Annotated in this window: 22 protein-coding genes, 1 tRNA gene and 1 riboswitch; of the genes, 6 read left to right on the plus strand and 17 right to left on the minus strand. The window is 36.1% G+C overall.

Annotation, left to right across the window (positions count from 1 at the left end):
* The first annotated feature begins 62 nt into the window (after window positions 1-62).
* On the plus strand, window positions 63-218 hold the full coding sequence (locus WKH56_RS16525; RefSeq protein WP_162871471.1) for a hypothetical protein: 156 nt from the start codon (window positions 63-65) through the stop codon (window positions 216-218).
* A gap of 9 nt (window positions 219-227) precedes the next feature.
* Here the strand turns inward: WKH56_RS16525 and WKH56_RS16530 are convergent, their stop codons facing one another.
* The 5 genes from WKH56_RS16530 to pdxR all read right to left on the minus strand — a co-directional run bounded on the left by WKH56_RS16530 (window position 228) and on the right by pdxR (window position 7,419).
* Window positions 228-2,162 (minus strand): alkyl/aryl-sulfatase, encoded by a 1,935-nt coding sequence (locus tag WKH56_RS16530; protein ID WP_221833303.1) that lies wholly within the window; start codon window positions 2,160-2,162, stop codon window positions 228-230.
* 358 nt (window positions 2,163-2,520) lie between these two features.
* Window positions 2,521-3,720 carry a phospholipase D-like domain-containing protein gene (locus WKH56_RS16535; RefSeq protein WP_310884480.1) on the minus strand — a complete coding sequence of 400 codons (1,200 nt, stop codon included), beginning with the start codon at window positions 3,718-3,720 and terminating at the stop codon, window positions 2,521-2,523.
* Window positions 3,721-3,865: 145 nt separating this feature from the next.
* Complete coding sequence (locus tag WKH56_RS16540) at window positions 3,866-4,711, minus strand: DUF2971 domain-containing protein (RefSeq protein ID WP_028413295.1); 846 nt, start codon at window positions 4,709-4,711, stop codon at window positions 3,866-3,868.
* Window positions 4,712-4,845: 134 nt separating this feature from the next.
* Window positions 4,846-5,478 (minus strand): hypothetical protein, encoded by a 633-nt coding sequence (locus tag WKH56_RS16545; RefSeq protein ID WP_255900960.1) that lies wholly within the window; start codon window positions 5,476-5,478, stop codon window positions 4,846-4,848.
* 495 nt (window positions 5,479-5,973) lie between these two features.
* The gene (gene pdxR, locus WKH56_RS16550; RefSeq protein ID WP_310884479.1) at window positions 5,974-7,419 is read right to left on the minus strand and encodes a MocR-like pyridoxine biosynthesis transcription factor PdxR; all 1,446 of its coding nucleotides are present in this window, start codon (window positions 7,417-7,419) and stop codon (window positions 5,974-5,976) included.
* Window positions 7,420-7,555: 136 nt separating this feature from the next.
* On the opposite strand from pdxR, the gene WKH56_RS16555 reads away from it, so the two are divergent.
* A complete protein-coding gene (locus WKH56_RS16555) occupies window positions 7,556-8,452 on the plus strand; it encodes a DMT family transporter (protein WP_310884478.1) in 897 nt (298 codons plus the stop codon).
* 141 nt (window positions 8,453-8,593) lie between these two features.
* Here the strand turns inward: WKH56_RS16555 and WKH56_RS16560 are convergent, their stop codons facing one another.
* Both WKH56_RS16560 and WKH56_RS16565 read right to left on the minus strand, forming a co-directional pair.
* Complete coding sequence (locus WKH56_RS16560; protein ID WP_310884477.1) at window positions 8,594-8,824, minus strand: hypothetical protein; 231 nt, start codon at window positions 8,822-8,824, stop codon at window positions 8,594-8,596.
* A 180-nt stretch (window positions 8,825-9,004) separates the two neighbouring features.
* Window positions 9,005-10,306, minus strand: a complete 1,302-nt coding sequence (locus WKH56_RS16565; protein ID WP_310884476.1) for a GH25 family lysozyme — start codon at window positions 10,304-10,306, stop codon at window positions 9,005-9,007.
* 226 nt (window positions 10,307-10,532) lie between these two features.
* Between WKH56_RS16565 and WKH56_RS16570 the strand changes: the two genes are divergently transcribed.
* Window positions 10,533-11,081, plus strand: a complete 549-nt coding sequence (locus WKH56_RS16570) for an HD domain-containing protein (protein ID WP_221833315.1) — start codon at window positions 10,533-10,535, stop codon at window positions 11,079-11,081.
* 106 nt (window positions 11,082-11,187) lie between these two features.
* A tRNA-Ala gene (locus WKH56_RS16575) sits at window positions 11,188-11,259 on the plus strand.
* Window positions 11,260-11,376: 117 nt separating this feature from the next.
* Here WKH56_RS16575 and WKH56_RS16580 read toward each other — a convergent pair.
* From WKH56_RS16580 to WKH56_RS16595, 4 genes are all read right to left on the minus strand, one after another.
* Complete coding sequence (locus WKH56_RS16580; RefSeq protein WP_016764191.1) at window positions 11,377-11,526, minus strand: hypothetical protein; 150 nt, start codon at window positions 11,524-11,526, stop codon at window positions 11,377-11,379.
* A 709-nt stretch (window positions 11,527-12,235) separates the two neighbouring features.
* Window positions 12,236-12,778, minus strand: coding sequence for a DUF6143 family protein (locus WKH56_RS16585; RefSeq protein WP_310884475.1), 543 nt, complete (start codon window positions 12,776-12,778; stop codon window positions 12,236-12,238).
* Window positions 12,779-13,056: 278 nt separating this feature from the next.
* Entirely contained in the window at window positions 13,057-13,509 is a 453-nt protein-coding gene (locus tag WKH56_RS16590) for a hypothetical protein (RefSeq protein ID WP_335707682.1), read from the minus strand.
* 133 nt (window positions 13,510-13,642) lie between these two features.
* The gene (locus WKH56_RS16595) at window positions 13,643-14,842 is read right to left on the minus strand and encodes a phosphoglycerate dehydrogenase (RefSeq protein ID WP_013057119.1); all 1,200 of its coding nucleotides are present in this window, start codon (window positions 14,840-14,842) and stop codon (window positions 13,643-13,645) included.
* A gap of 168 nt (window positions 14,843-15,010) precedes the next feature.
* Window positions 15,011-15,089: riboswitch (ZMP/ZTP riboswitch) on the minus strand.
* Window positions 15,090-15,299: 210 nt separating this feature from the next.
* On the opposite strand from WKH56_RS16595, the gene htpG reads away from it, so the two are divergent.
* Window positions 15,300-17,177 (plus strand): molecular chaperone HtpG, encoded by a 1,878-nt coding sequence (gene htpG / locus WKH56_RS16600; RefSeq protein ID WP_310884473.1) that lies wholly within the window; start codon window positions 15,300-15,302, stop codon window positions 17,175-17,177.
* A gap of 30 nt (window positions 17,178-17,207) precedes the next feature.
* On the opposite strand, the gene WKH56_RS16605 is transcribed toward htpG, so the two are convergent.
* From WKH56_RS16605 to trhO, 6 genes are all read right to left on the minus strand, one after another.
* Window positions 17,208-17,768, minus strand: a complete 561-nt coding sequence (locus WKH56_RS16605) for a tubby C-terminal domain-like protein (protein ID WP_048020863.1) — start codon at window positions 17,766-17,768, stop codon at window positions 17,208-17,210.
* A 55-nt stretch (window positions 17,769-17,823) separates the two neighbouring features.
* Entirely contained in the window at window positions 17,824-18,630 is an 807-nt protein-coding gene (locus WKH56_RS16610) for a DUF817 domain-containing protein (protein ID WP_168760784.1), read from the minus strand.
* 147 nt (window positions 18,631-18,777) lie between these two features.
* Window positions 18,778-20,214 carry a 4-hydroxyphenylacetate 3-monooxygenase, oxygenase component gene (gene hpaB, locus WKH56_RS16615; RefSeq protein WP_063247980.1) on the minus strand — a complete coding sequence of 479 codons (1,437 nt, stop codon included), beginning with the start codon at window positions 20,212-20,214 and terminating at the stop codon, window positions 18,778-18,780.
* A gap of 141 nt (window positions 20,215-20,355) precedes the next feature.
* Entirely contained in the window at window positions 20,356-20,718 is a 363-nt protein-coding gene (locus WKH56_RS16620) for a group I truncated hemoglobin (RefSeq protein ID WP_080968656.1), read from the minus strand.
* A 221-nt stretch (window positions 20,719-20,939) separates the two neighbouring features.
* Complete coding sequence (locus tag WKH56_RS16625; protein WP_034266244.1) at window positions 20,940-21,797, minus strand: SMP-30/gluconolactonase/LRE family protein; 858 nt, start codon at window positions 21,795-21,797, stop codon at window positions 20,940-20,942.
* A 201-nt stretch (window positions 21,798-21,998) separates the two neighbouring features.
* Window positions 21,999-22,967: an oxygen-dependent tRNA uridine(34) hydroxylase TrhO gene (gene trhO / locus WKH56_RS16630; protein WP_033579013.1), complete on the minus strand. Its 969-nt coding sequence runs from the start codon at window positions 22,965-22,967 to the stop codon at window positions 21,999-22,001.
* Between the two features lie 334 nt (window positions 22,968-23,301).
* Between trhO and WKH56_RS16635 the strand changes: the two genes are divergently transcribed.
* The gene (locus tag WKH56_RS16635) at window positions 23,302-24,105 is read left to right on the plus strand and encodes an alpha/beta fold hydrolase (protein WP_342836104.1); all 804 of its coding nucleotides are present in this window, start codon (window positions 23,302-23,304) and stop codon (window positions 24,103-24,105) included.
* Window positions 24,106-24,229 lie beyond the last annotated feature (124 nt).

Raw genomic sequence — 24,229 nt, forward strand, 5'->3', positions numbered from 1 at the left:
GATATTAGTATATACTTAAAGAAATAAGACAAACTATTTATACTGAAAAGGAGGAAAGTGCTATGTTACATGAAAGAAAAGAACAAGAGCGAAACAATCACTATATAGAATGCTGTTCCATCTGTGGAGAAAGGCTAACATCTTTTCAAGAAAAAGAAATCTTCACATGCGACAGCTGTTTTGAACAAAAAGTCAACGATGTGCTTTCTGAGTTGTAATCAGGTACTCTATTTTTTAGAAACAGGTGTCACAATATTAAAGTTTGGATCAATAGAATCCTGACAAAACAAAAAAAAATCCCATTTTGATTTATCTCCTTGAACAAATATGACCGAGCTATAAGAGTGATCATTTGTAGTTGTTAGCCGGTATAAGGTATCTTGCCACATCGTTACCGTCACCTCAGCTTTCTTTCGCGTATCTCCAAGATACCTAAAGATTCCATGCTTAAGTTCTGTGAGAGCTACTTCATTACGATCGGGTATCACAAACAATATACGATAGTTACATGCGCCCGCCTTTAATCCATCTACGCGAATGCTAAATAGTTCTAAAATATTTTTCAAAGGAAGTGTATCCCATACTTCTTTTGTAATAATGTTGACTGGCAGCGGTATATTACCTAAACGAAGTTCTTTGGCTCCTGTTAAATATTCATTTCGCCAAGGACCAGATTCAGCTATATACCCTAATTGTTCAAGCGCGTCTGCGCATAAAAGTTTTGCCTTCACATGGTGAGGATCAGCGTAAATAACTTGTTTGGTCACTTCAGCTACCCATTGATAGTCGCCTTGTTGAAAACAGCGCTGTGCTTTTTGGACAATGTTGTCCGCTCCGCCCATATACTCTACATATTTCTTAGCTGACTCTTCAGGAAACAGTTTATTTAAATCTACAGGATTGCTGTTATACCAGCCCATATAGCGCTGATAAACCGCTTTTGCGTTATGGTTAACCGTTCCATAAAAGCCGTTTGTATACCACTCGTGAGATAGGGTTTCCGGTAGCTTCATCATTCGACCGACGTGGTCGATGGTATAACCTTGATTCACCAGCCTTAATGTTTGGTCATGAATATATTGATAAACATCTCGTTGATTTTCGATATAGGTAATACACGACTCATTTCCGAACCTTGGCCAATTATGTACCCCAAATACAGTTGTTAGTTCTTGGCCAAATAAATCGATTGCTTGCTGCAAGTACCTTGCCCACGCTGCTGCGTCTCTTACTTTTGCTCCTCTAAGGGTATAGAGGTTGTGCTGAGTGGCCGTACAGTTTTCTGCAATACAAAGAGCCTTTTCACTAGGAATATAGATGTTCATTTCAGCAGGCGCCTCCGTCCCTGGCGTAAGCTGAAACTGAAATGAGGCGCCGTCAATTTTCTTACTTACATAAGAATGATGTTCGGAAGGATGAATTTCTTCTATTCCTTTAATAAGCGTGATTGTTCCAAATGAAATTTCTTTTCCGATGCCGTTGTCAATTAGGCCTTTTTCATCGCGTCGCAGTCGAATACCGTACATGTATTGACTTCTTCGTGTCATTGCTGTTGCCGCCGTGACGTTTTCATCAATAACCGCATCCATAAATCCAGCAGGAGCATAAACTTTACTAGTTTTATTTTGTGTTGAGTCAGGTAATATCCCTAGAACTCCGCCGTAATGATCTATATGCGAATGAGAGAAGATAACAGCTCTAACAGGACGCTTACCGCACTGCTGGTTTACTAGTTCAAGCGCTTTTTCTGCCGTTTCTTTGGATGTTAAGCAATCAATAACAATCCACCCCGTTTTCCCTTTAACAAATGTAATATTAGCCATATCAAAGCCTCTTACTTGAAAGATGTTTTCAGTTACTTGATATAAACCGGCTTGTACATTTAATTTTCCTTGTTCCCACAGTTTAGGGTGGACAGTAGCAGATGTAGATTGTTCAAATAAAAAAGCGTACTTTCTTAAATCCCATACAGGATACAGCTGATTTTTTTTGAAAATCAGCGGAAAAGGTACGCGTACAAGGGCTTGGTCATCCGCAAGATTTTGTTCTGATTTCACTTGTTCCCAGTCTATTTTTTTATAAGTCTCAGCATTAGTGACTGCAGTCTTTTGAGTAGCATCTTTTCGGTCAATCGTTAACTCCCGTTCATAATCAAACAGCATAACCCCCTCCTTTTTATTATTTTATGCGTAAAAATAAGACGAAGTACAAAAGAGAGAGAAAATAGAGTCAACAAAAAAGAAGATGCGCTTAGCACGCATCTTCTTTTTTATACTGAATGTTATGTTTGAATAGAATAGTCGAGTATTCTGTCTGAATTAGACAGCCTAGCACTTAGTATAACGATTGTTTACCAATGTTCCTTTTGTAATTAAAGCAAATCTTCCTTCTAAGGTGCTCAATACGTTTCTTGAAGTCGCTGTAAAACAATGCATGTGTACAGTCTCTCCTTTCCTGTATTGGCCTTACACAGAATATATACCCGGGGAAAAATAATTAAAACTTGATTTGGGTATTTTTTCAAAAATAATAATAAATCCATTCCGGTGTTTTTTTAAGAGAACGTTCCCATTTAGGGATTTCATCTATTACTGTTTTGGTTAATCTGCGGCTGTTTGTTTTATCTTCATTAATTTCTCGTTCTATGTGTGCAATCATCTCGCGATCATAAATAAGACAGCTCGCTTCATCATTTAAATAAAAACTTCGGGGATCCCAGTTGGCTGTGCTAATATTGGCAATCGTATGATCGATGACCATTACTTTTCCGTGAAAAAACCCCTTTTTATATAAGAAAATTCGAATACCTTTGTTTAATAGTTGCTCTGTTTTAGGGTAACTAGGCGGTTTAGTGAACCACGCATCGGTATTGTCCGGAAGTATAATATCGATTAAAACGCCTTTTTCTTTTGCTGAAATAAGTGCATTCATTAAATGTTCACTTGGAATAAAATAAGGGGTAGCAATGGTAAGCTTTACTTTGGCACGGTTGATTAGATCAATCATCTTTTGCTCAAGTTCTTCTCCAGTTGAAAACAATAGCTGATAGTTTGCTCCGTGAGAGCGAGCGATAGGAACTCGCTGAGGAGATATATGTTGTCCCGTGTCTTCTTCCCAATCTTTCAAAAATTGCTTTTCAATTTCAAAAATACCTTCTCCTTTAATTCGCAAGTGGTAATCACGCCAATAGCCCAATTTTTTATGCTTCCCTAAGTATTCTTCTCCTATATTAAAACCTCCGAGATAGGCTTCTTGGCCATCTACTACGACAAACTTTCGATGATTTCGATGATTAATGCTATAAAAAAAGTGCTGCCTGCTTGCTTTTCGACTAAAGGTAAACTCAACTCCATTTTTCTTAAGATCATCTATGAGTGTTCGGGAGAGATCGTTTCCTCCAAAACGATCTACAGAAAGTTTAACCTTTACCCCTTCAGCTGCTTTCTCTTTCAATAGCTCAAATAGCTTCATGCTGATGTTGTCCGCTCGAATAATAAAAAATTGAATGTACACGTACTTTTTTGCTTTTTTAATATCCTCAAATAAAGTAGGATATAAACTACTTCCTTGTGTATACAGCGCTATCTTGCCTTGGTAAACAGGCGTTTCGATAAGCGGATGTACACGAACATAAGCGTTATAGCCTTTTTTTACGTCCCATTGAAAAAACAAACACAAACAAAGCCCGCATACTAAAATAAACAGCATTTTTTTAACCATACTGTACTCCTGATTTGTCTAATATGTATATATAGGCTTTGGAGGTTTGTTTTATTTTATATGAGGAAATGTATGGAAATATAAAACGTGTAACACGAAAAGCTTAATCATTTTTTGATTAAGCCTTTGTGTACTTCGCTAGCATTTAGTAAATATAGTCCTTATACAAGTCAGACTGAATAACCTTTTTATAAGCGAGACCGTGTTTCTTAGTAAGAGCTTTTACCTCATCTACACAGCTTTGAGCGCTTCTTGGCGATACGTAAATATCGTTGATAAGCTGATGTAAATTACATGTAAGGAGGTTGCCATGCTCGTGAGAAAACTCATACGATCTTTTTTCGAGGATATCCATTCGTTTTTGCCATTGATTTGCGGAAATACCTTGAATTTCGAATAGCTTTTGCAGCTTCCAAGCGTGTATACGACTTGCTACAATAACAAGCCTCAATTCATTTTCATGCTGATAGGATTTGCGCTTGTAAAATAACGTGTCATATACAGAGTGACTGATCATTTCTTTTTGGAAGTCTATGTACTGCACTTTTCCAGAGAAGATTTTATAGCGTAAATCTTTAATACTGCACAATAAATTTTCATAGGTGGTTTTAATAGCTACGCCATCATTCCCTTTTAAATATAGATCCCACATTCCAGCGGCTTCGTAATCATTGATATGCCAGGATGAAACAGCAGAAAATTCATGGATTTTTCTTATATAGGTTCTAGAGGTACGGTTATGACGTTCGCCTTTTTTTCTTAACTCTTCTATGTTCCACATCGAAGAGCATCCTTCAAGGGGATCCGAAAATGCATCAGGTTTTGCGAAAAAAAGCGCATTGGTTTCTAGTAAATCTTGAAAATCAGCCAGCGGCATAAATCGCCATACCGTCGGATTATTGTGCACCTTATAGCGTTCATCATAATCGTCATAGCTAGATTCAAATCTTTTGGCATATTCGTACGCTTTCTCTCTATAAGCTAAATCCATTGGTTTTCCTCCTCTGAATGCATATTCACACTTGAATTATAGCACTTAATTGTTGTAATTTTCAAAATTATCCACCTGCATTAAGTTCTATTATCAGAAAAGAAGACACACCTCAACATCTACAGCGTGTCTTCTTATTTAATGAAATGAATGTTTTGCTTAACACTTTCACTTTCTGGCTGATTTAATTCCAATAAATAAATTTCATCCGCTCGAAAATCTGTCTTCTTCATTTCTTTTTTTAAGGTACGAATAAAGGCAGCTGAACTTTTTCCATAGGCTTCAAAATAATGAAACGTGTGTACAACAAATAAAATGGATGCGCCACTATAATCTTTTTTGCTCTTTTTTTGAATGTTCTCTAGCACTTTTTCTATATACTCTTCCACAGAACCTTCCGTCTGGATACGGGGTAGAGCAAAATTTCCTGAATTGACCCTCTGTGCATCTTCAAATTCCAGTTTCCCATCTTTGTAAGAGGTAATTTCAATTCGTTTTTCAGTACCATCCGGCTGAATAATTAATCCGTCGTATCCTTGACTTCCAATAATAAGCTTCAATTTTGAATTCCTCGGACAATAAGAAGATTGGCTGAAGCAATAAAGCGGATAAAACTCTTCAAAAAACTTTTTGAAACGCCCTTTTTTAAGTCTGGCTAATTTTATATACTCTTTGTTTTGATGAATCATTTGCTGCGTATGTTCAAAATACTTCTTCATTTCTTCTTGCGTTCTGTACAGATCAAGATCTTTAAATAATTCATCCATCTTTTTCACCTTCAATCCCACCAACTAAAAAAGTCTTCTTACTTAGTAGATACATATTCATAAATGTGTGTGACAATTTTCTTTTTTTAAAGATATAGCTTTTTTAAAACAAAACGTGCACACTTTTCATTTTTTTGCATATCCTGTTATTCGTGCGTTCAATCATGAGCGTACGTTTCAGCCTTTAGTTGTAAAAGACAAACCGTAAAGTTACAGCTGATGGCCGATGATATGCGTCTGCTGATTTCATAAACTATAACAAATAGGAAACTTAACAATAATTGAGGTGTTGGAAATGTTTGATAATGATTACGTAGTTAAAACCATTCACGATTTACATGTAAAACGTACAGAAAGTCAATTAAAAGTTTTATTAACTTATTTTTTCCATAAAAAATAACACGTATTATAGATGGTAATATATAGTCAGTTATTACTTGAAGTTTTTTATAAGAAGAGAAGAATAGTTTGATACAAATAAAAAGGAATAGTGGATTACCCACTATTCCTTACTTGCAATTCCCGAATCAGTTCAGCAAGAATTTCAATGCTTCTATCGATATCTGGTAAAGAGGCATAGGCGTAAGAAAGCCGAAGATAACTGCCGGTTTCTTGTGCATAAATACTTCCAGAGTTAAGCAATATCCCTCTTTTTAAAGCACGAGAGTATAAAGATTTCATTGAAATAGAAGGTTGAATATGCACCCATATAAAAAAGCCTCCTTCAGGATTCGTCCATGTTGCTATATCTCCTGCGTATGTTCCCAAAGCATTCAGCATCACTTTTCTTCTTGTTCGCAATTCCGTTCGTACAGTTTCCATATGCTGTTGATATAAGCCATTTTTAAACCATTCTGCTGCTACTCTTTGAGATAATGAGCTAGATCCATAATCTGTTTGCATTTTAATATCCGCCAAACGCTCAATGACTGGTTCTGGGCCGACTATCCATCCGATCCGTAATCCCGGGCTTAATGTTTTAGAAAGACTGCTAACATATAACACGTGTCCGTTTTTATCTAAAGCTTTTAATGGCAGCGGAGGCCGTTTATCTAGCCATAATTCGCGGTATAAATCATCTTCAATAATAGGAAGCTGATGTTCCTCACAATCTTTCAACAAATCGTAACGCCTATTTTGTGACATTAATGTTCCCGTTGGGTTATGGAAACATGGATTTGTATATAAAATAGCTTGCCCTTCTTGAGGGTCGGCGCGTTTTATAGCTGTTACTTTTATTCCTTCCTCATCCATAGCAAGGCCTTTGAGTTTCATTCCGGCTGATTGAAATACATGTAAGGAATATAGATAAGAAGGTTTTTCGAGCAAAACCGAAGAGTTTCTTTGCAGCAGTCCAATTGAAATAAGCTGAAGAGCTTGAAGAGCGCCGGAAACAATTAAAATAGAATCTGGAGAAGATTCAATCCCTATTGTTTTCATATATGCACTTAACTCTTTTCGTAAAGGCAAATACCCCTTTGGTTCTTCGTATCCTAGAACCTCCATATTTTCTGCTACTTTTTCTACGGCGTATTTCATTTTATTTTTAGGAAATATGTCAGGTGAAAGCTCTCCTTTGCTTAATTGAATAAGGTTTGAGTTAAATTCGGATTCATTAATATCTTGTACCATTGCTTGACTCGGATGATGCATGCCTGATTTCACATGAACATCCCAATCGGGCGGAGTTGTAGCCAAAAGTGTCCACGTATTATTTATAACGATGGTTCCCTTTCCCATCTTACCTTCAATTAAACCGTCCGCTGTTAATTCCTCTAATGCGGTGATGACCGTACTTCGGTTAACATCAAACATAGCAGCAAGCTTTCGCTGACTAGGAATTTTACTTCCAATCGGCCATTCTCCACGCGCAATTTTCTCTTTCATAAAATCAATGATTTGCTTGTATTTTGGATAACTCGAACTGTTCTCTTGATTCATACACGTACTCCTGTTTTTAAAGTGGTTGGGTTAATTGCTTTCAAACTGGTTGAAGACATTTTATCAAATGTTTATTAACATGGGAACCACAATAGATACTGGTTGGATTCAAAATGAAAAATGGAGATGAATAGGTATGAAATTAACGTTTAGTCTGGTGTTCTTACATATACTGATGATTAGCTTATGGGCTTCAGCATTTCCAGTTATTCAAATAGGGCTGGAATCATTTTCTCCTCAGCACCTCGCTTTTGTTCGGTTAAGTATTGCTTCTGTAGTGCTGTTAGTTATTGCAATAGCCACACGCATGCCCTTGCCTGACATAAAAGATATTCCATTTCTTTTAGCTCTCGGTTTTTTAGGTTTTGCCGTCTATCACACGGCCTTAAACATTGGAGAAAAAACGGTAAGTGCGGGTATTGCGAGTTTACTGATCTCGACTACTCCTATTTTTTCTTCGCTTTTAGCTATTTTTCTTTTTCAGGAGGCGTTCGGAAAAAGAAAATGGATTGGATCTGCAGTAAGCTTTGCGGGTATTGTACTTTTAACCTTCAGCAAAGAGAATTTTGTAAACTCAGTTAATGGAATCTTACTGGTTCTGCTAGCTGCCCTTGCAGAAAGCGTCTATATAGTATATCAAAAAAATTTATTAAAAAAATATGGTTTCCTTTCTTTTGTGACGTACAGTATTTGGGGGGCTACAATTTCTATGCTTGTTTTTTTACCTGGGTTAGAAACAGAACTTGCACATATCTCTGTCAGATCAGCAATAAGCGTGATATATTTAGGATTATTTCCAACCGTTATTCCCTATATGGTACTCGCTTATCTGACATCGCGTATAGGTTCTGCTGAGGCTGCCATCTCTCTTTACTTAACTCCTGCGCTGTCCTTTTTCTTAGCGTGGCTGCTTTTAAAAGATATCCCGAGTGCAGCTTCCATTGTTGGAAGCATCATTACGTTATGCGGCGTGTTGCTTACACATAGTAAAAGAGAGAAAGTTCACAATGCAAAGGTAATGCGTAGGGCTTAGGGAATTCTCTTAGATGCTATGTTTTTTATTTATATATTTTATTTAGAACATACTTTAATTTCTTCTTTTTGCAGTTTAATTAATAATTAATATAAAAAATCGCCTTTCTTTAATGTTTGAAATTTAAAGAAAGGCGATTTTTTATATAGTTTCTAATTCTGCTTTTATTTTCCCAGCCACTGCGTGAGTCAGCTGCTGAAGATCGTAAATCTCTTCTCCTGAAAGTACTACGTGCCCGTTTAAAACGTGGTTATGTTTATATGCTCGATACGTCACTTCAATACTTTTTATCGCACGCTCTACTTCATTATTCACCATAATGCTTTCATAGTGATAGGATAGTGTTTCAATTCGAATCTGCGTATTTTTCATATTCATTCACCCTCCATGAGCCATTGACTAAAAATATGACTGTTAGAGGTCGACTATACATAAAAACTTTTTTGTTGCCACCTGATTTGTTATTTAGAACATATTTTAATTACTTAATTGATGTCTGCTCTTCTTTTTTATAAAACCTCAAAATAAACCCCTACTCTTCAGAGCGGGGGTTTATTGCTTGTAGTACCAGCCTTTTTTATCTAAAAATTGCTTAACTTTTACAAAATCCAGTCCAGCTGCTGTGAGTTCAGCTGACGGATTACCTATTGCATGTACGTTTAATTCACTGTCAATTCCTTCATTTTTTAAGAAAGCACGAAACTCTGTTTCCATGTCTTTACTTAATCCGCCTGTTTTAATTGTAACTGGGATAGGTTCTACGTCTTTCATTTGCACGAATCCGCCTGGAACAGCCCATGCTGCACTCGTATAGCCATATACGCTAAATACCGTGCCTTTTTTTATAGTTCTGAAATTCTCTGTTACATTCGCATACTTGTAGACTCCAATATCCTTCTTCGCTTTTACTTGAAAAGAATATTTATCTCCGAGTGAAGTAACCTTTGGTAATGATTCTTCTATAGGATTACTTACACCCTTAAGCAATTCCATCATTTTAGCTAATGTTTTCTCATCAGCTTTTCCAGTTGACGTTAATCCATACTTTTCTTGAAAAGCTTTAACAGCTGCAACAGTTTCACTGCCATATTGGCCATCGGTTCCTTGCTGGGAAAGCTCAAATCCTAATTTAATTAAGTTTTGCTGCAGTTCTTTTACAGCTAGTCCGCTATCACCTTGCTGCAATTGTGCTGAGGGATTATTATTATCCACCACCGTAATGCCTGTATTAATACTATTAAAGAAGTCCAGATCCATTTCATTGATATCAACATTGCCGTTAATTCCTTTTACTTTTCCTTGATCTGTATATTGGAACATAGCCCATCTATCCCAAATGGCCGTATCACCTGGATTAGTAAATCCCTTGGAACGGTTACTTCCACTGTAACGAGCTATCCATAGCGGATATCTTGCCACGGCGCTTGTAAAATTGGATTTAATAAAACTATACCCGGTGTAAAGAATAGGCGTAATACTTGTTTTCCTTTCAATATATTCCATCCATCTAACTGCAAAGGCTGTGACCTGCGCTTTTGTTTTCCCTTTATTTTCTTCCAAATCTAAGCAATGAGGCAAATCAACCTTCATGCTGCCTAATTTATTTAAAAAGAAATTAACTTCCGCAATAGGATCATTATCAGCATGAGCAAAGTGATAAAAGCCTACACGTAGACCTGCATTTTTTGCTCCTATATAATTATCATATGATTTTTTATCTAAGAAGGTTGTACCTTCTGTTAATTTAATATACGCGCCTTTTACCCCATCCGACGCCACTTTTGCCCAATCAATTGTTCCGTTGTGATGAGAAACATCAATGACCTTAATATTTTGATTATTACGGTTTTGCATTGCTATCACTCCTTCATACAAACTATGAATAAAAAAGGAAATGGCAACTGATACAGGCCTATTAAATAGATATTAGGCTTTATAAAAAAACGTACAATAAGAAGGGCTTTTGGTAGCCTTACCTTATTATAAGAAATGAATTTGTGCAATTTCATAACGTTAGGAGAGCTATATTCGTTTATACTAATAATATGAATATATACTGTATAAAAAATGGAGGAATATGATGTCTTTAATAAAAGAAGCACGTAGGTATGCAGAACATGCTCATACCGGCCAAGTGCGTAAGCTGTCTGATAAACCTTATATCGTTCATCCTATTAACGTAGGTAATATTTTAGAAAAAGCAGGTTTTAGTGAAAAAGTAATAGCAGCAGCTTATCTGCATGATGCTGTAGAAGATACAAGTGTAACACTCGAAGAAATTGTACAAAGATTTGGCTTAGAGGTAGCAGAGATTGTTGAAGCTCATACAGAAGACAAATCCAAAAGCTGGGAAGAACGTAAACAGCATACAATTCAAATTGTGAAAACTGGTTCTTTTGAAGTGAAATCTTTAATTGTAGCAGATAAATTAGACAATTTACGGTCTTTAAAAGAAAGCTACGATCAGCAAGGAGATACAATTTGGAATAGTTTCAAAAGAGGATTCGAAAAACAGAAATGGTACTACGAGTCCATCAGCAAATACGCTGAAAAAGGATTGGAACCAAGCCAAATTCCAAGTTTTTTTAATACGTACAAACAAGAAGTAAATGATTTTTTTAGAAGTTAATATTCATATGAAGAAATTAGAAAACACTGAAAATAACTATTGCGAACGCGCGTCATACGTATTAAAATATAGTAGAGTCAACAGGCAATAAAGACTCTACATAAGCGGGACTGTAGTTCAGTGGGAGAATACTTGTCTGGCAGACAAGGGGTCGTGGGTTCGAATCCCATCAGTTCCATAAAACCAGTCGCATCAAGAGTTTAAAACACTTTAAAACTCTGCCGGATGGAATAGGTGTAATACTATTTCATCTGACCTCTTCATGATTTCCATGAAGAGGTTTTTTATTTTCTTTTTACGATTGATCCTCATGATTTTTATGATTATTCTTTTCACTGCTCCTGCTTACAATTTCTCTAAGTTCGCCCTCGTCGCCTTTTGCATTGATGATTTCAAAAAGCTGATTCAGCCCTTCACTTGTTTCATCGTTTGGTTCTTTGCTCATTTTATCCCCTCCTTTTGCTTCTAGGATGCCCATTTTTTTCGCATTGTTTCATATAAAAAGCAATTTATCAATATTAATTGGCCGTAAAAGTATACCTTTACGACCCTTATACAATTACTGTTTATACAGATATACTCAATCAATTCTTTAAATTTTGCAGGGTTTTATAGGGTTTCTAATACTCATCTATAATAAAATGATCATCACAAACTTCGTTAAAATCGTTCTCTTCTTGGAGATCTCCTTCTTTATCTTTAGATATCTCGGTTTCTTGTGTAAATAGTCTAAAAACCTTGTTTAACATTGTTTCACCTCGTATCTTTCATTAATACATTCAGTATGATTCATTTATATGAAGCCAGTATGAATTGAAACGTAAGATAATGTGAATGTAGACATGAACGTGAGATGTTAAGCATGCTTATATCCTGGACAAAAAAGTTACTTCATTCTACTTATGTATTATCGCTTTGCTTCTTGAGTCCTCAACTTCTTTAAATACTGTTCAAATCGCTTGCGTAATCGGAATTATACGTTTGCTTGTTTTTCTTTAGTTATATCCACAATCAAACGAAAAAACGCAAGCTATAAAAAAGAACTTTGGATGCTACTGCAAAGTTCTTTTCATAAACACTTACCGTTTGTTAAGAACTGTATTAAATATGAAATAGCTCATACACTTCTCATACAATCGCTAAGACCTATTCAGTTAACAGTCCTTCTTACGTTTTTTCTCAAACCATCCATATGCAATTTCAGCTTCAATTTCTTTATTTCCTGGAGAAACTAAGAAAATAACGTATGAACCGTTGTTTGGAAAGATAAATTTGCCGTCTTCATCACTTACTAATGTACTTTTCGGCGGAACAACACGGTTAAATACGTTTACCCCTTTAGTAGGAAAGCCTTTTACCATTTCTACAAATTTAATTTTCCCTTTTGGTTTTGAACGTAGTGTAGTATTTGCTGGACTCACATTATCTGAAGTTGTTCCTTTTCCAGGGGGGATAGAATTAAACCAAATTTCAGCAGTAAAAGGTTCGTTTGAATAGTTAGTGATAGTAAAAGCATTCACAAATAAATCTACTCCGGAGCCGGAAGGGTTCACTAATCCGCCCGAAGCGTTTCTATTTCCATCAAAACGAATAGGCTCAGTTTGTCCAACAAAATAGTCTCCTTTTAACGATTGATATAAAGGATTAGGTATATTAACGGATTTAATATACGGTTTGCTCGACTCGTAATTTGACATACAATCGTCTCCTTTCTGGACTATATTTTAGGAGTTTTTTCTGTAAATGCTTGGACACATGCATATATAAATATATTTAATCTCTATATAAACGCAAAAAGATAGACCCGGTACTGAGCCTATCTTTTTCTATCGTTTTTACAAAAAATTTCCCCTTGGCCCTTTCCTTACTAATGCCTTCGTCGACTGCTGGTGTATAAACGGATTGTTTTTTTGACTTTATATTGCGATGTTTATTTAATATTCCCACAATCACTTATTCTTAACATAGTAATCATCTATTCTTTTACGGTCATAAAATGAAGAATTTTAATCTTTTTTTCGCAATATTCAACGATATCATAACAGGTTGTGAGGATATCATGTCTAGACAGTTCTATTTCATCCAATACAAACTTTGAAAGCTGCTTTTGCAGAACCTCCAGCTTTTTGCTGTCTTCTTCATCGATCCACAGTCCTTCCGTAATACATACATCTGCTAGTTTGTTAATAGATTGGGCCGTCCAGTTTAAGCCGGCTGAAGAAACGGTTATTGTCAGTAAATCATTTTTTATAGCTAAAATAACCTGACACACATGAGTATAGGCATCAACTTTCTTTTGGATAAATGCTTTGCGAAGCTCTTGCTTGTATTGCTCTTTCGACATCGCTATAGCTACGACAGACGTAATGAAAGTTCCTGCCAGCGCGATGAGTGACCCTATCAAAATCCCTATCATTTCTCCTGACAAAACGTTCACCTCTTTAAAGGTATTTCTATATGCTATGGGACTGAAGGAAATGATATGAGGATAAATACCATGTAAAAACAGCCCTAACTTAGAAAAGTTAGGGCTGAAACACTAAAATATGATGATAACCAAATTAGATAATACGACTTGTAATAATCCCTTCAATTTGACCAATTTTTTCTTCTAGCTCAGGCACAATCTCGTCACTTACTTGATTGTCAATATCGATCATTGTATACGCATATTCACCGCGGCTTCTGTTCACCATATCTGCGATGTTTAAATTGTAGTTTGAGAATACTTGCGTAAGCTGTCCTACCATATTCGGCACGTTGTGATGGAAAGCAGCTACGCGTTTTTTCCCAGTGTAAGGTAGAGATGCATTCGGGAAGTTCACTGAATTTTTAACGTTTCCTGTTTCTAAGAAATTTTTCACTTGACGTGCTGCCATTACCGCACAGTTTTCTTCTGATTCTTGAGTTGATGCCCCTAAATGAGGAATTGGCACAACATTTTTCATGTTCAAGACATTTTGATTTGGGAAATCTGTAATATATCGACCAACTTTTCCACTTTCAAGAGCAGCTTTCATATCTTCTTCGTTTACAAGCTCACCGCGTGAGAAGTTCAAAATATGAACATCAGGTTTCATGATGCTAAACGTTTCTTTATTGAAAACACCTTTTGTGTCGTCCGTTAATGGAACGTGAACCGTAATATAGTCAGATGCTGCAAATAGTTCTTCTAGAGACATTGCACGCTGTACGTTGCGAGACAAATTCCAAGCTGTATTAACAGAAATGAATGGATCAAAACCAATTACGTCCATATCTAAATCAAGCGCGTCGTTTGCTACAAGAGCACCAATTGCACCTAAACCAATAACGCCTAATGTTTTACCTTTGATTTCTTTTCCAACAAACTGTTTTTTACCTGCTTCAACTAACTTAGGAATTTGATCACCTTGGCCGTCTAATCCTTTTGTCCATTCAACTCCAGCAAATAAGTTACGAGAAGAAGCCATAATTGTAGTTAAAACCATTTCTTTTACTGCGTTTGCATTAGCTCCTGGCGTATTAAATACAACGATACCTTGCTCTGTGCAAGCGTCCACCGGTATATTATTAACCCCTGCTCCAGCTCGTGCAATAGCTTTTAAATTTTGGTCAAATGCCATGCTGTGCATGTTAAAGCTACGCACGACAATCGCATCTGGATTTTCGCTGTCGTTGTCAATTTGATAACCTTCTTGATTAAAAACATTTAGACCTTTTTGTGCAATGTTGTTTAATGTTTTGATTGTTTGTACTTTTTCTAATGTTAATGTGCTCATTTTGTACTCTCCTCTGATTATCATCGTAGTTTTACATGTTTTTACCTTTGGATAAAGGAACTTCATTTTTAATTTTTTTAAAAGTCTGGTTTTTTAGCCTACATGTCTGATAACTTCTATATCCTCTCCCCCTAAACAGAAAGAGGTAAGAGATATGTATTAATCCCTTACCTCTGCCCAGGCGAACGGCTACGTCACTATATGCTTCCTCACGGTTATCCGCGTTTCGCCAGTCACATATAGTCTTTGAAATTAAGTATATTCTAGCAAACTCTTTCAGAACGTTCAACCTTTTTTTAAAAGTTTGCTTTTTTCAGTCAAATTTTTAATCTCTTTAGTGAATCTCCTAATATATTGACAAATATCCTAATACATGTTAAATAAAAAGAGTGATTAGCACTCTATCCACTCAAGTGCTAATTATTTTATAAGCCCTATTTGGAAAGGAGAACTTCTTATGTCAAAAAAAGAATTCAAAGCCGAATCAAAGCGATTATTAGAGATGATGATTAATTCCATCTATTCTCAAAAAGAAGTATTTTTGAGAGAACTTCTATCAAATTCAAGCGATGCAATCGATAAAATTTATTACAAAGCCTTAACAGACGACTCCTTGCGTTTTAACAAAGAGAGCTATTACATAAAAGTAACACCAGATAAAACTAACCGTACCTTAACCATTACGGATACTGGAATTGGCATGACGCAAGAAGAGCTTGAAAGCAGTTTGGGCACAATTGCGAGAAGCGGTTCTCTTGCGTTTAAAAACGAAAATGAAACAAAGGACGGGCACACGATTATCGGCCAATTCGGTGTTGGGTTTTATGCAGCGTTTATGGTGGCAGATGTCGTAACAGTGATTAGTAAAGCGTTAGGCAGCGATAAGGCTTATAAATGGGAATCTACTGGTGCCGATGGTTATACAATCGAACCGTGCGAAAAAGAAACGGTTGGAACTCAAATCATTTTAAAAATTAAAGAAAATACAGAAGATGAAACATATGATGAGTATCTAGAAGAATATCGTTTAAAAGAGATCATTAAAAAGTATTCAGACTTTATCCGCTACCCAATTAAAATGGACATAACGGAAAAACGTCCTAAAGAAGGTTCTGATAACGAGCTAGAAGATTATACAGAAGAACAAGTTATCAACAGTATGGTACCGATCTGGAAGAAAAGCAAAAATGAGTTGACTTCAGAAGACTATGAGCAGTTTTATTCAGAAAAACGCTACGGATTTGATAAACCGCTCGCTCACCTCCATATTAATGTGGATGGAACGATTCGCTACAATGCCATTTTATTTATTCCAGAAAATAGTCCATTTGACTACTACTCAAAAGAATTTGAAAAAGGACTTGAACTGTATTCAAACGGCGTCTTAATTATGAATAAATGTGCAGATCTTCTTCCAGACTACTTTAGCTTTGTAAAAGGTATGGTAGATTCTGAAGATTTATCTCTTAATATTTCACGTGAAATTTTGCAGCAAGATCGCCAGCTTCAGCTGATTGCCAAAAACATCGGCAAGAAAATCAAAAATGAGTTAAAAAGTTTGCTTAAAAACGAACGTGAAAAGTACGAGAAGTTTTATGAATCATTTGGCCGTCAGCTAAAATACGGCGTTTACAGTGACTTTGGCAGCAACAAAGATGTATTAAAAGACCTGCTTTTATTCTATTCTTCTACAGAGAAAAAGCTCGTAACACTAGACGAGTATGTATCACGCATGCCTGAGGATCAAAAGTATATCTATTATGCATCAGGAGAATCGTACGACCGCATTGAAAAGCTTCCTCAAGCAGAATTAGTTGCAGATAAAGGGTACGAAATTCTGTATTTTACAGAAGATATCGATGAATTTGCGATTAAAATGTTAATGACGTACAAAGAAAAAGAATTTAAGTCTGTTTCAAGTAGTGACTTAGGGATTGAAGCAGAAGAAGAACAGCTCAATGAGTCTGAGGAAAAAGAGAATAAAGAGCTATTTGACTATATGAAAAAAGCTTTGGCGGGAAAAGTAGGAGATGTGCGCGCGTCTAAACGTTTAAAAACACACCCCGTTTGCTTATCAGCTGATGGTGAAGTAACGATTGAAATGGAGAAAATTTTAAGTGCTATGCCTGATAATCAGCATGTAAAAGCAGAAAAAGTTTTAGAAATTAACGTAAATCATGATGTATTCGCTTCTTTAAAAGATGCATTTGAAAATGACAAAGAGAAACTAGACCTTTATACAAATTTATTATATAACCAAGCTCTTTTAATTGAAGGCTTATCTATTAGTGATCCCGTTGAATTCACAAATGATATTTGTAAAATCATGATATAAAAATCAGGCGCAGAATCATTCTGCGCCTGATTATATGTATGGCATAATAAAAGTAGTTATATAGTAAGAAGCGATAAAAATGGGTACGGGCAGTTCTTCTGTTACTCTTATTGAGTGTTTTCCTTGTTTAAAATGAAAAAGGTCTGATTTAAACTCCGCGACTTTTTCTCTTTTTTGATTAAAAATACACGCTTCCTCTACGGCTTCATGACTGCTTAACATGTAGACGTTATTTCCCCATCTAATTTCTTGTGCTCCTTCGTTTTTAATTATTCCTTTACCTAATAAATCCCCTATTATTTTTCCATTTTCTTTTATCACCCACCGGTGTTTTTTCACGTGATCAATAAACACCGTTCTTCCTTCCCATTGAACTTGTACATGTACCTTTAAGCCGCAGGAAAAGATAGGAAACCAAGAAATAGAATCTAACACTGGAAGTCCATCACGAGTTAAAAAATCAATACTTTTAGTCCACATGTTTTTATGCACTCTCTTAAGTTGTCCGACATTTTCTCCATTTTCATTTGTAACTGCTACGGTCTTTCCCGCTGATTTAAAATAGGGAAGATAAAAGATATATTCTTGCATATAAGCCTCCAAAGATTCTGTACCTTATATTAACAGCATGTACATAGTTATGTTTCTATCTTTCATATATTTCGTTTGTTTCTTTTGATTTCTTACTTTGTTTAAATTGATTTTGATTTTCTTTTAAATGCTTTAGTAAAGCAACAATCAAGAAACTAACAATCACAAGAAGAAGCCAAGAGCTAATTTTACTTATATGAACCATTGTCCACTGCTGCTGTTGATCTGGATACTGCCATGCTCCGAAAAATGTTGCGATATTTTCAGCGATCCAAATGAAAAAGCCAATCAGTACAAAAGACAATACTAAAGGCATGCGATATGTACGTTTGTTAACCGTAAAATATACAAAAGTTCGATAAAAAATAAGTAAAGTAAAAAGTTTTAAAAACCAGCGGAAGTCGTAAATAAAATGATGCGTGAAAAAATTAAGGTAAATAGCCATACTTAGTATACTGACAATCCACGTAGAAGGCCAATTCGTAAGCTTTAATTCAAGCCTTCTCCACACTTGGCACATGTAGCTGGCTACACTAGCATACATAAATCCGCTGTACAGCGGAACTCCCCAGACTTTAGTGAAAGCTTTTTCCGGATAGCTCCATGAGCCCATATGAACTTTGTAGAGTTCTAACGCTAGTCCAATTAAATGAAATACTGCAATGACTTTTACTTCATCAAGCGTTTCTCGTTTAAACATCACCATTAAAACTTGAGTTCCTAGACAGACTAATAAAATAAGGTCATATCTAGAAATGAACGGTACTTCAATTATTTTTGTCATGGCCAATGTAAGAAAAATAATAACAGGAAAAACACAAGATTTTGCTTGTTCTAAACCAAAATAGATTAATTGCTTCATTGTAACATCCTATCTTTATAGTATTCTTTAGTGTGTTCACAGAATGATTCCCTGAAAATTATTGCAGATTTTTCAAATTTATTCAATAAGCATCTCCGCTGTTTTTGCAACTAAACTATCATATCCAGCGGAGATTCGTTTTCTCCGTTAACTTTTCAAAAAATCGGTTACTCTCTGCACATAGCGCTCTTTATCGTAAGATAAGTACAGATAACTGGTTAACTGTACAGGCTCTCCAAAGAAAAAACGTTCATACAGTGTTTCCCTTGTGCCAAACGGACTCATCGTTAAATCCCATGCAAGTCGAAAAAGCTTAATTCGATCTTCTGCACCTCTCGATTTAGCTTGCAAATAACGCGTAATATCTTCTTTAACCAACGAGCGGCACGTATTTTCCGTTGGTATTGCCATTAGTCCGCTTGCACCTAAAAGCTGGATAATCTCTGTAAAGGTAGGATATGTTTTTGAAAATATATTTGCGGCAATACGAAGTGTAGTTTCATTCGGACGCATGTATCCCCATGTATCAATCTCCGCTTCTTCTTCTGCTTTCATCACGAGAGCTTTCATCGTTTCTAACGCAATAATAAGCTCTGTTGCTTTTTCTCGTACATGCGGATAGTCTATAATGTTAATGGTTTCAATCAGAGATTGTACAATCCCTAATACAAACTCTGTTTTGACAATTCTCCTTGAAGTTACTTGATGCAGTGCAAAAGCTGAGAAGGAACTAGAAGCAAGGAATGTATTTGATACGTCTACATTTTCATAGAAAAACACGCGGTTCCACGGTACTAATACATGGTCAAAGACAACAATTGTATCCATTTCTTCAAATCTAGAACTTAATGGATAATCAAACGTCGAATCTTTTCCTGCAAATGATTCTCTACAAATAAATTTAATTCCTTTTGTATTACTTGGAATCGAAAAAGCAAATCCTTTTTCTTTTCCTTGAATGCCCGCTGAAGACAGTACGAGCAGCTCATCCGTCATGCCGCCCTGTGTAGCAAGCAGTTTCGCACCTTGGATAACGATTCCCTCATTGTTTTTATCAACTATTTTTGCTGCTATCGGTTCATCGTTTTGCTCGTAATAAAATTGGATTCGATTGACTTGAGGATCGATGAATGTATGAGTGAGCGATAAATCGTGCTCTCTCACATATTCATAATAAGAAATGATGTTTTCAGGAAAGCAATTTTCTTCTCCTCTCAGGAGTTCTGCAGAGGATGCAAAAGCCATCAATACGGTATTCATATAATCTGGACTTCTCCCCATCATACCGTGAGTTAAGCGAGCCCACTCCTGAGTCATCTCTCGTCTCTTTTTTAACTCTTCTTTTGTTGTAGGCTGTAAATAAGATGTACCAAAAAAATCCTCGGAATCCGGAGATTGGTATGTCATGATATCTTTAATTTTTTTATCATGCTGAAGATCATAAAGTTTAGCTTGACTGTTAATGGCTCCTTTAAAAGCCGGATGTTCTGATATATTGCCTGTTACGAGTTTGCCATCAACCCATACATTTGCTTTTAATTGATTGATTCTCTCTACGTATTGCTTCCCATTAATTGCTGACATACTCCCACTCCCAGACTTTCAATAAATATTTTCACCTATTGCATTTTTATCATATTACGATGTCTTTTCCATGTTTCCTTCATACATCACAGCTTTGCGCATAAAAAAAAGAAGGTCACAATAACCTTCTTTTTTTATGATTTATTTATATTGAATATCATTTCTTAGGGATTCAACTTTACTTAATGCTTGGTCAATATCAGGCTCTTCAACATTAAAGTGAGCAAGTGCATCGTGAAGATGCTTAGCAATTGCATTAAAATGTTCGGGCTGAATATTCATATTTGCATGCGCTTTAGCCATCGACTTTCCTGAATATTGATTCGGTCCACCTAAGGCAAAGCTTATAAACTTAGCTTGATGTCGACGTTGTTTATCCATATCCGTGTGCTCGAAAAAGTGACTAACTGTTTCGTCTTTTAAAACAAGCTCAGAATAAAAATAGTCTACTACTTTTTCAATCGCTTCTTGTCCGCCCACTTTTTCATACAATGTTTGTTTCAAAACAATTCCTCCTTTTGTACCTTTAACCATTATTACCCAATACAAGTATTCATATTCTTTGAAAGGCTTCTTTATGGGAATTCGTTATCGTCATGTTTTATTCCTCTTCCTCATAATGAATAAAATGTAAAGGGAATGAACGCAGTGCAAAGGAGTTGTAGAAACTGCATTTAATATCTATCGTTACTGGTCTGAATCATTACATTTTGATAAGTGCTGGTCTAATATACGTAAGTATAAGCCGGTAAGCCTTTTACTCCTACTCGGCATGAAAAAAGAGAGCCGGCAGCTTCTTCGTATTTTTCTTCTTCCTTAGCTGTGGTGATAAATAAAGTTTGTAAATCGTCTCCTCCAAATGTACAGCAGGTTACATTGGAAACAGGAAGATGAATAGATTCTATAATTTCTCCTTTCTCTGGATCTACACAAATAACTTTCGAACCTCCCCAAAGCGCTACCCACAGTCGGTCGTGCTCATCAATTGTCATTCCATCAGGAAACCCGTCTATATCTGAAAGGTCAATCACCACTTTTTCATCTTCGAGCCTTGTTGTTTCTTTAGAAAATGAATAAGACATAATTTTATTTTTTGGGGAATCAACCAGAAAGAATTTGTCTCCTGTTCGATTCCAAGCTAGCCCGTTTGACACGCTTAATCCTTCTTTAGCACTCTTAATTACACCTTTTTCATCTACTACGTACAGCTGGGCTTTTCCTTCTTCATCTTCTTCACTCATCGTGCCAATCCAAAAGCGATTATATGGATCACATTTCCCGTCATTAAAACGCATGTTTTTTTCAAGAGTATCTAAACGGATATACTCTTCATGATTCTTTTTGTTTTTATCCACTAAAAGCAGCTGATTACGAGTGGAGACGACCAATTTTGAATGATTGGTTGTAGAAACGCTTGTAACAACTGAAGGAAGATCCATATCTTCTAATGTTGTCGTTTTTGGATCGTACGTAAGAAGTTTTTTATCTAAAATGTCTACTAGCACTAATCTTTGATTTTCTTCATCCCATAGGGGTCCTTCCAGTAAACGTCCATCGTACTTTTTTTCAATTTTCGCTTCCATTTTCAAGCTCCTTTATTGTTTTTATGTACAACCGTTTTTTAATCGCTTTCTAAAAAATATTCCTTTAAGTATGCAAAACAAAAAACAGGAATATGTTTCCTTTTTATAAATACCCGTTGCATAACCTTCTCTAAACACTAGGTTACAAGAGAATCTTTTCATAAAAAAACAGCACGCTGTATATAGCGTGCTGTTTTTTTATTATAAAGTTACGTGTTCGTTTTCTAACTCTTTAACACGTGCTGCAAATTCTTCCTCTGTTAAACCATGTTCTTTTACATAGCGGTTACGGGGACTTACTCGGCATTCATGTGAACAAGCGCGTAAATATTTGTGTTCGTTTTCTTCAGAAGCTAAGATTTTCTTATTGCATTCTGGGTTTGAGCAGTTAACATAACGTTCGCAAGGCTCGCCGGTAAAGTGATCCTTCCCGACAATCACATGCTCTTTTTGGTTAACTGGTACGCTGATGCGCTCATCAAATACATAGCACTGACCATCCCATAGTTCACCTTGTACTTCCGGATCTTTTCCGTATGTTACAATACCTCCGTGAAGCTGGCTTACATCTTCAAAACCTTCTTCAAGAAGCCATCCAGAGAATTTTTCACAGCGAATACCGCCTGTGCAGTACGTTAAGATTTTTTTATCTTCAAACTGATCTTTGTTGTCGCGAATCCATTCAGGAAGCTCACGGAAGTTTTGAATATCCGGACGAACAGCTCCTCGGAAGTGGCCTAGATCGTATTCATAATCGTTTCGTGCATCGATTACGACCGTATTTTCATCTTGCATCGCTTGATAAAATTCTTTTGGGCTTAAGTAATTACCCGTTACGCGAAGAGGATTCACATCTTCTTCTAATCGAAGAGTTACTAATTCTTTGCGGTGACGCACGTGCATTTTTTTGAACGCATGTTCATCTGCTTCGTCTATTTTAAATACAATACCTTCAAAACGAGGATCATTTTTCATCGTTTCCATGTATTTATCTGTTTGTTCAACTGTTCCTGATACTGTTCCATTGATCCCTTCAGCCGCAATTAAAATGCGTCCTTTTAGTTCAAGCTCTTTACAAAATGCCAAGTGCTGAGCTGTGAACTCTTCAGGATTTTCAATTGGAGTGTACAAATAATATAGTAGTACTTGATATGGTTTTCTTTCAGTCATGTTGCTTCTTCCACCTATCTGTTTATATTTGCAAGATATAATGCATGTAGGTCGGTTATTGTGAACCGAATTGATGGTAACAATTCATTACTTAAAGGTACATTACGACAAAAACAACATCCTTTTTATGAGGATGCTTCTATCTAAAAAGTATTACAGTGAATGATTGTTTCAAAAACATACAGTATTTAAGCCTGTAATAGTATAACATATCAAGGCGAACACTTCTAGGATTTGTTTTTTTATGAACATTTTCTTGCGGAGATACGTTCTACCTGAGCTTTTCTGCGCATACATGATGAGATATGAACCTTTGAGATTGGAGGCGGAAATGATGCCTTTTTATACATTAAAAGACGGTGCAACTTTATACTATGAACAACAAGGGGAAGGAACACCTATTATTTTCATTCACGGAGTTTGGATGAGCAGTCGTTTTTTTCACAACCAGCTTTCTTTTTTTTCGAAACAGTATCAAACTATTCTTTTGGATTTAAGAGGACATGGAAATTCAAGTCATACTCCATATGGTCACACAATTTCCACTTATGCTCGCGATGTGCATGAGTTTATAAATAATAATCGATTAAAAGACGTCATATTAGTAGGCTGGTCGATGGGTGCTTTTGTTGCGTGGGAATATTTGAAACAATTTGGTGAAGAAAATGTAAAAGGGAATATTATTGTAGATGAAATGGCTTCAGACTTTAAATGGTCAGACTTTCCAATCGGTGCATTTGATTTACCTGCCCTTATTTCGCTTATGCAAGGTATTCAGCTTGATCGAACAAGTACATTAGAGAGTTTTATTCCGCTTATGTTTAAGGATGAATTAACTGAAAAAGATAAACATTGGATTATGAAAGAAGTAACGAAAATGCCCGAGTCGATAGCTAGTGCTATTTTGTTTGATCAATCCATTGTGGACTATCGAGAATTCCTCCCGTTTATTACAATTCCTACTTTACTGTGCTTTGGAAAAGAAGAAAAACTCATTCCTGTAGCGGCTGGAAGGCATATTCAAAAGCTGGTTTCAGGTTCTGTACTTGAAGTTTTTGAGAACAGCTGTCACTGCCCTTTTCTCGAAGAAAGCGATCGGTTTAACAAAGTTGTGAGTGATTTTATCGAGCGCATCTAATTTACAACAAAAAAAGAATTGCCTTGTTTCTAACGGATTCGGTTGATAGAAAGAAGCATAAGTTAGAACTACAAATCAGCAATATAAATGGTAAGTAAAAGCGCTCGAAAAAAATCCGAGCGCT

This window comes from Priestia sp. SB1 (genome assembly GCF_038898415.1).

Excerpts from the sequence above, each read along its gene's own strand:
- WKH56_RS16525 (WP_162871471.1), top strand. The coding sequence starts at position 63 with ATGTTACATGAAAGAAAAGAACAAGAGCGAAACAATCACTATATAGAA.
- WKH56_RS16530 (WP_221833303.1), bottom strand. The coding sequence starts at position 2,162 with ATGCTGTTTGATTATGAACGGGAGTTAACGATTGACCGAAAAGATGCT.
- WKH56_RS16535 (WP_310884480.1), bottom strand. The coding sequence starts at position 3,720 with ATGGTTAAAAAAATGCTGTTTATTTTAGTATGCGGGCTTTGTTTGTGT.
- WKH56_RS16540 (WP_028413295.1), bottom strand. The coding sequence starts at position 4,711 with ATGGATTTAGCTTATAGAGAGAAAGCGTACGAATATGCCAAAAGATTT.
- WKH56_RS16545 (WP_255900960.1), bottom strand. The coding sequence starts at position 5,478 with ATGGATGAATTATTTAAAGATCTTGATCTGTACAGAACGCAAGAAGAA.
- pdxR (WP_310884479.1), bottom strand. The coding sequence starts at position 7,419 with ATGAATCAAGAGAACAGTTCGAGTTATCCAAAATACAAGCAAATCATT.
- WKH56_RS16555 (WP_310884478.1), top strand. The coding sequence starts at position 7,556 with ATGAAATTAACGTTTAGTCTGGTGTTCTTACATATACTGATGATTAGC.
- WKH56_RS16560 (WP_310884477.1), bottom strand. The coding sequence starts at position 8,824 with ATGAAAAATACGCAGATTCGAATTGAAACACTATCCTATCACTATGAA.
- WKH56_RS16565 (WP_310884476.1), bottom strand. The coding sequence starts at position 10,306 with ATGCAAAACCGTAATAATCAAAATATTAAGGTCATTGATGTTTCTCAT.
- WKH56_RS16570 (WP_221833315.1), top strand. The coding sequence starts at position 10,533 with ATGTCTTTAATAAAAGAAGCACGTAGGTATGCAGAACATGCTCATACC.
- WKH56_RS16580 (WP_016764191.1), bottom strand. The coding sequence starts at position 11,526 with ATGAGCAAAGAACCAAACGATGAAACAAGTGAAGGGCTGAATCAGCTT.
- WKH56_RS16585 (WP_310884475.1), bottom strand. The coding sequence starts at position 12,778 with ATGTCAAATTACGAGTCGAGCAAACCGTATATTAAATCCGTTAATATA.
- WKH56_RS16595 (WP_013057119.1), bottom strand. The coding sequence starts at position 14,842 with ATGAGCACATTAACATTAGAAAAAGTACAAACAATCAAAACATTAAAC.
- htpG (WP_310884473.1), top strand. The coding sequence starts at position 15,300 with ATGTCAAAAAAAGAATTCAAAGCCGAATCAAAGCGATTATTAGAGATG.
- WKH56_RS16605 (WP_048020863.1), bottom strand. The coding sequence starts at position 17,768 with ATGCAAGAATATATCTTTTATCTTCCCTATTTTAAATCAGCGGGAAAG.
- WKH56_RS16610 (WP_168760784.1), bottom strand. The coding sequence starts at position 18,630 with ATGAAGCAATTAATCTATTTTGGTTTAGAACAAGCAAAATCTTGTGTT.
- hpaB (WP_063247980.1), bottom strand. The coding sequence starts at position 20,214 with ATGTCAGCAATTAATGGGAAGCAATACGTAGAGAGAATCAATCAATTA.
- WKH56_RS16625 (WP_034266244.1), bottom strand. The coding sequence starts at position 21,797 with ATGGAAGCGAAAATTGAAAAAAAGTACGATGGACGTTTACTGGAAGGA.
- trhO (WP_033579013.1), bottom strand. The coding sequence starts at position 22,967 with ATGACTGAAAGAAAACCATATCAAGTACTACTATATTATTTGTACACT.
- WKH56_RS16635 (WP_342836104.1), top strand. The coding sequence starts at position 23,302 with ATGCCTTTTTATACATTAAAAGACGGTGCAACTTTATACTATGAACAA.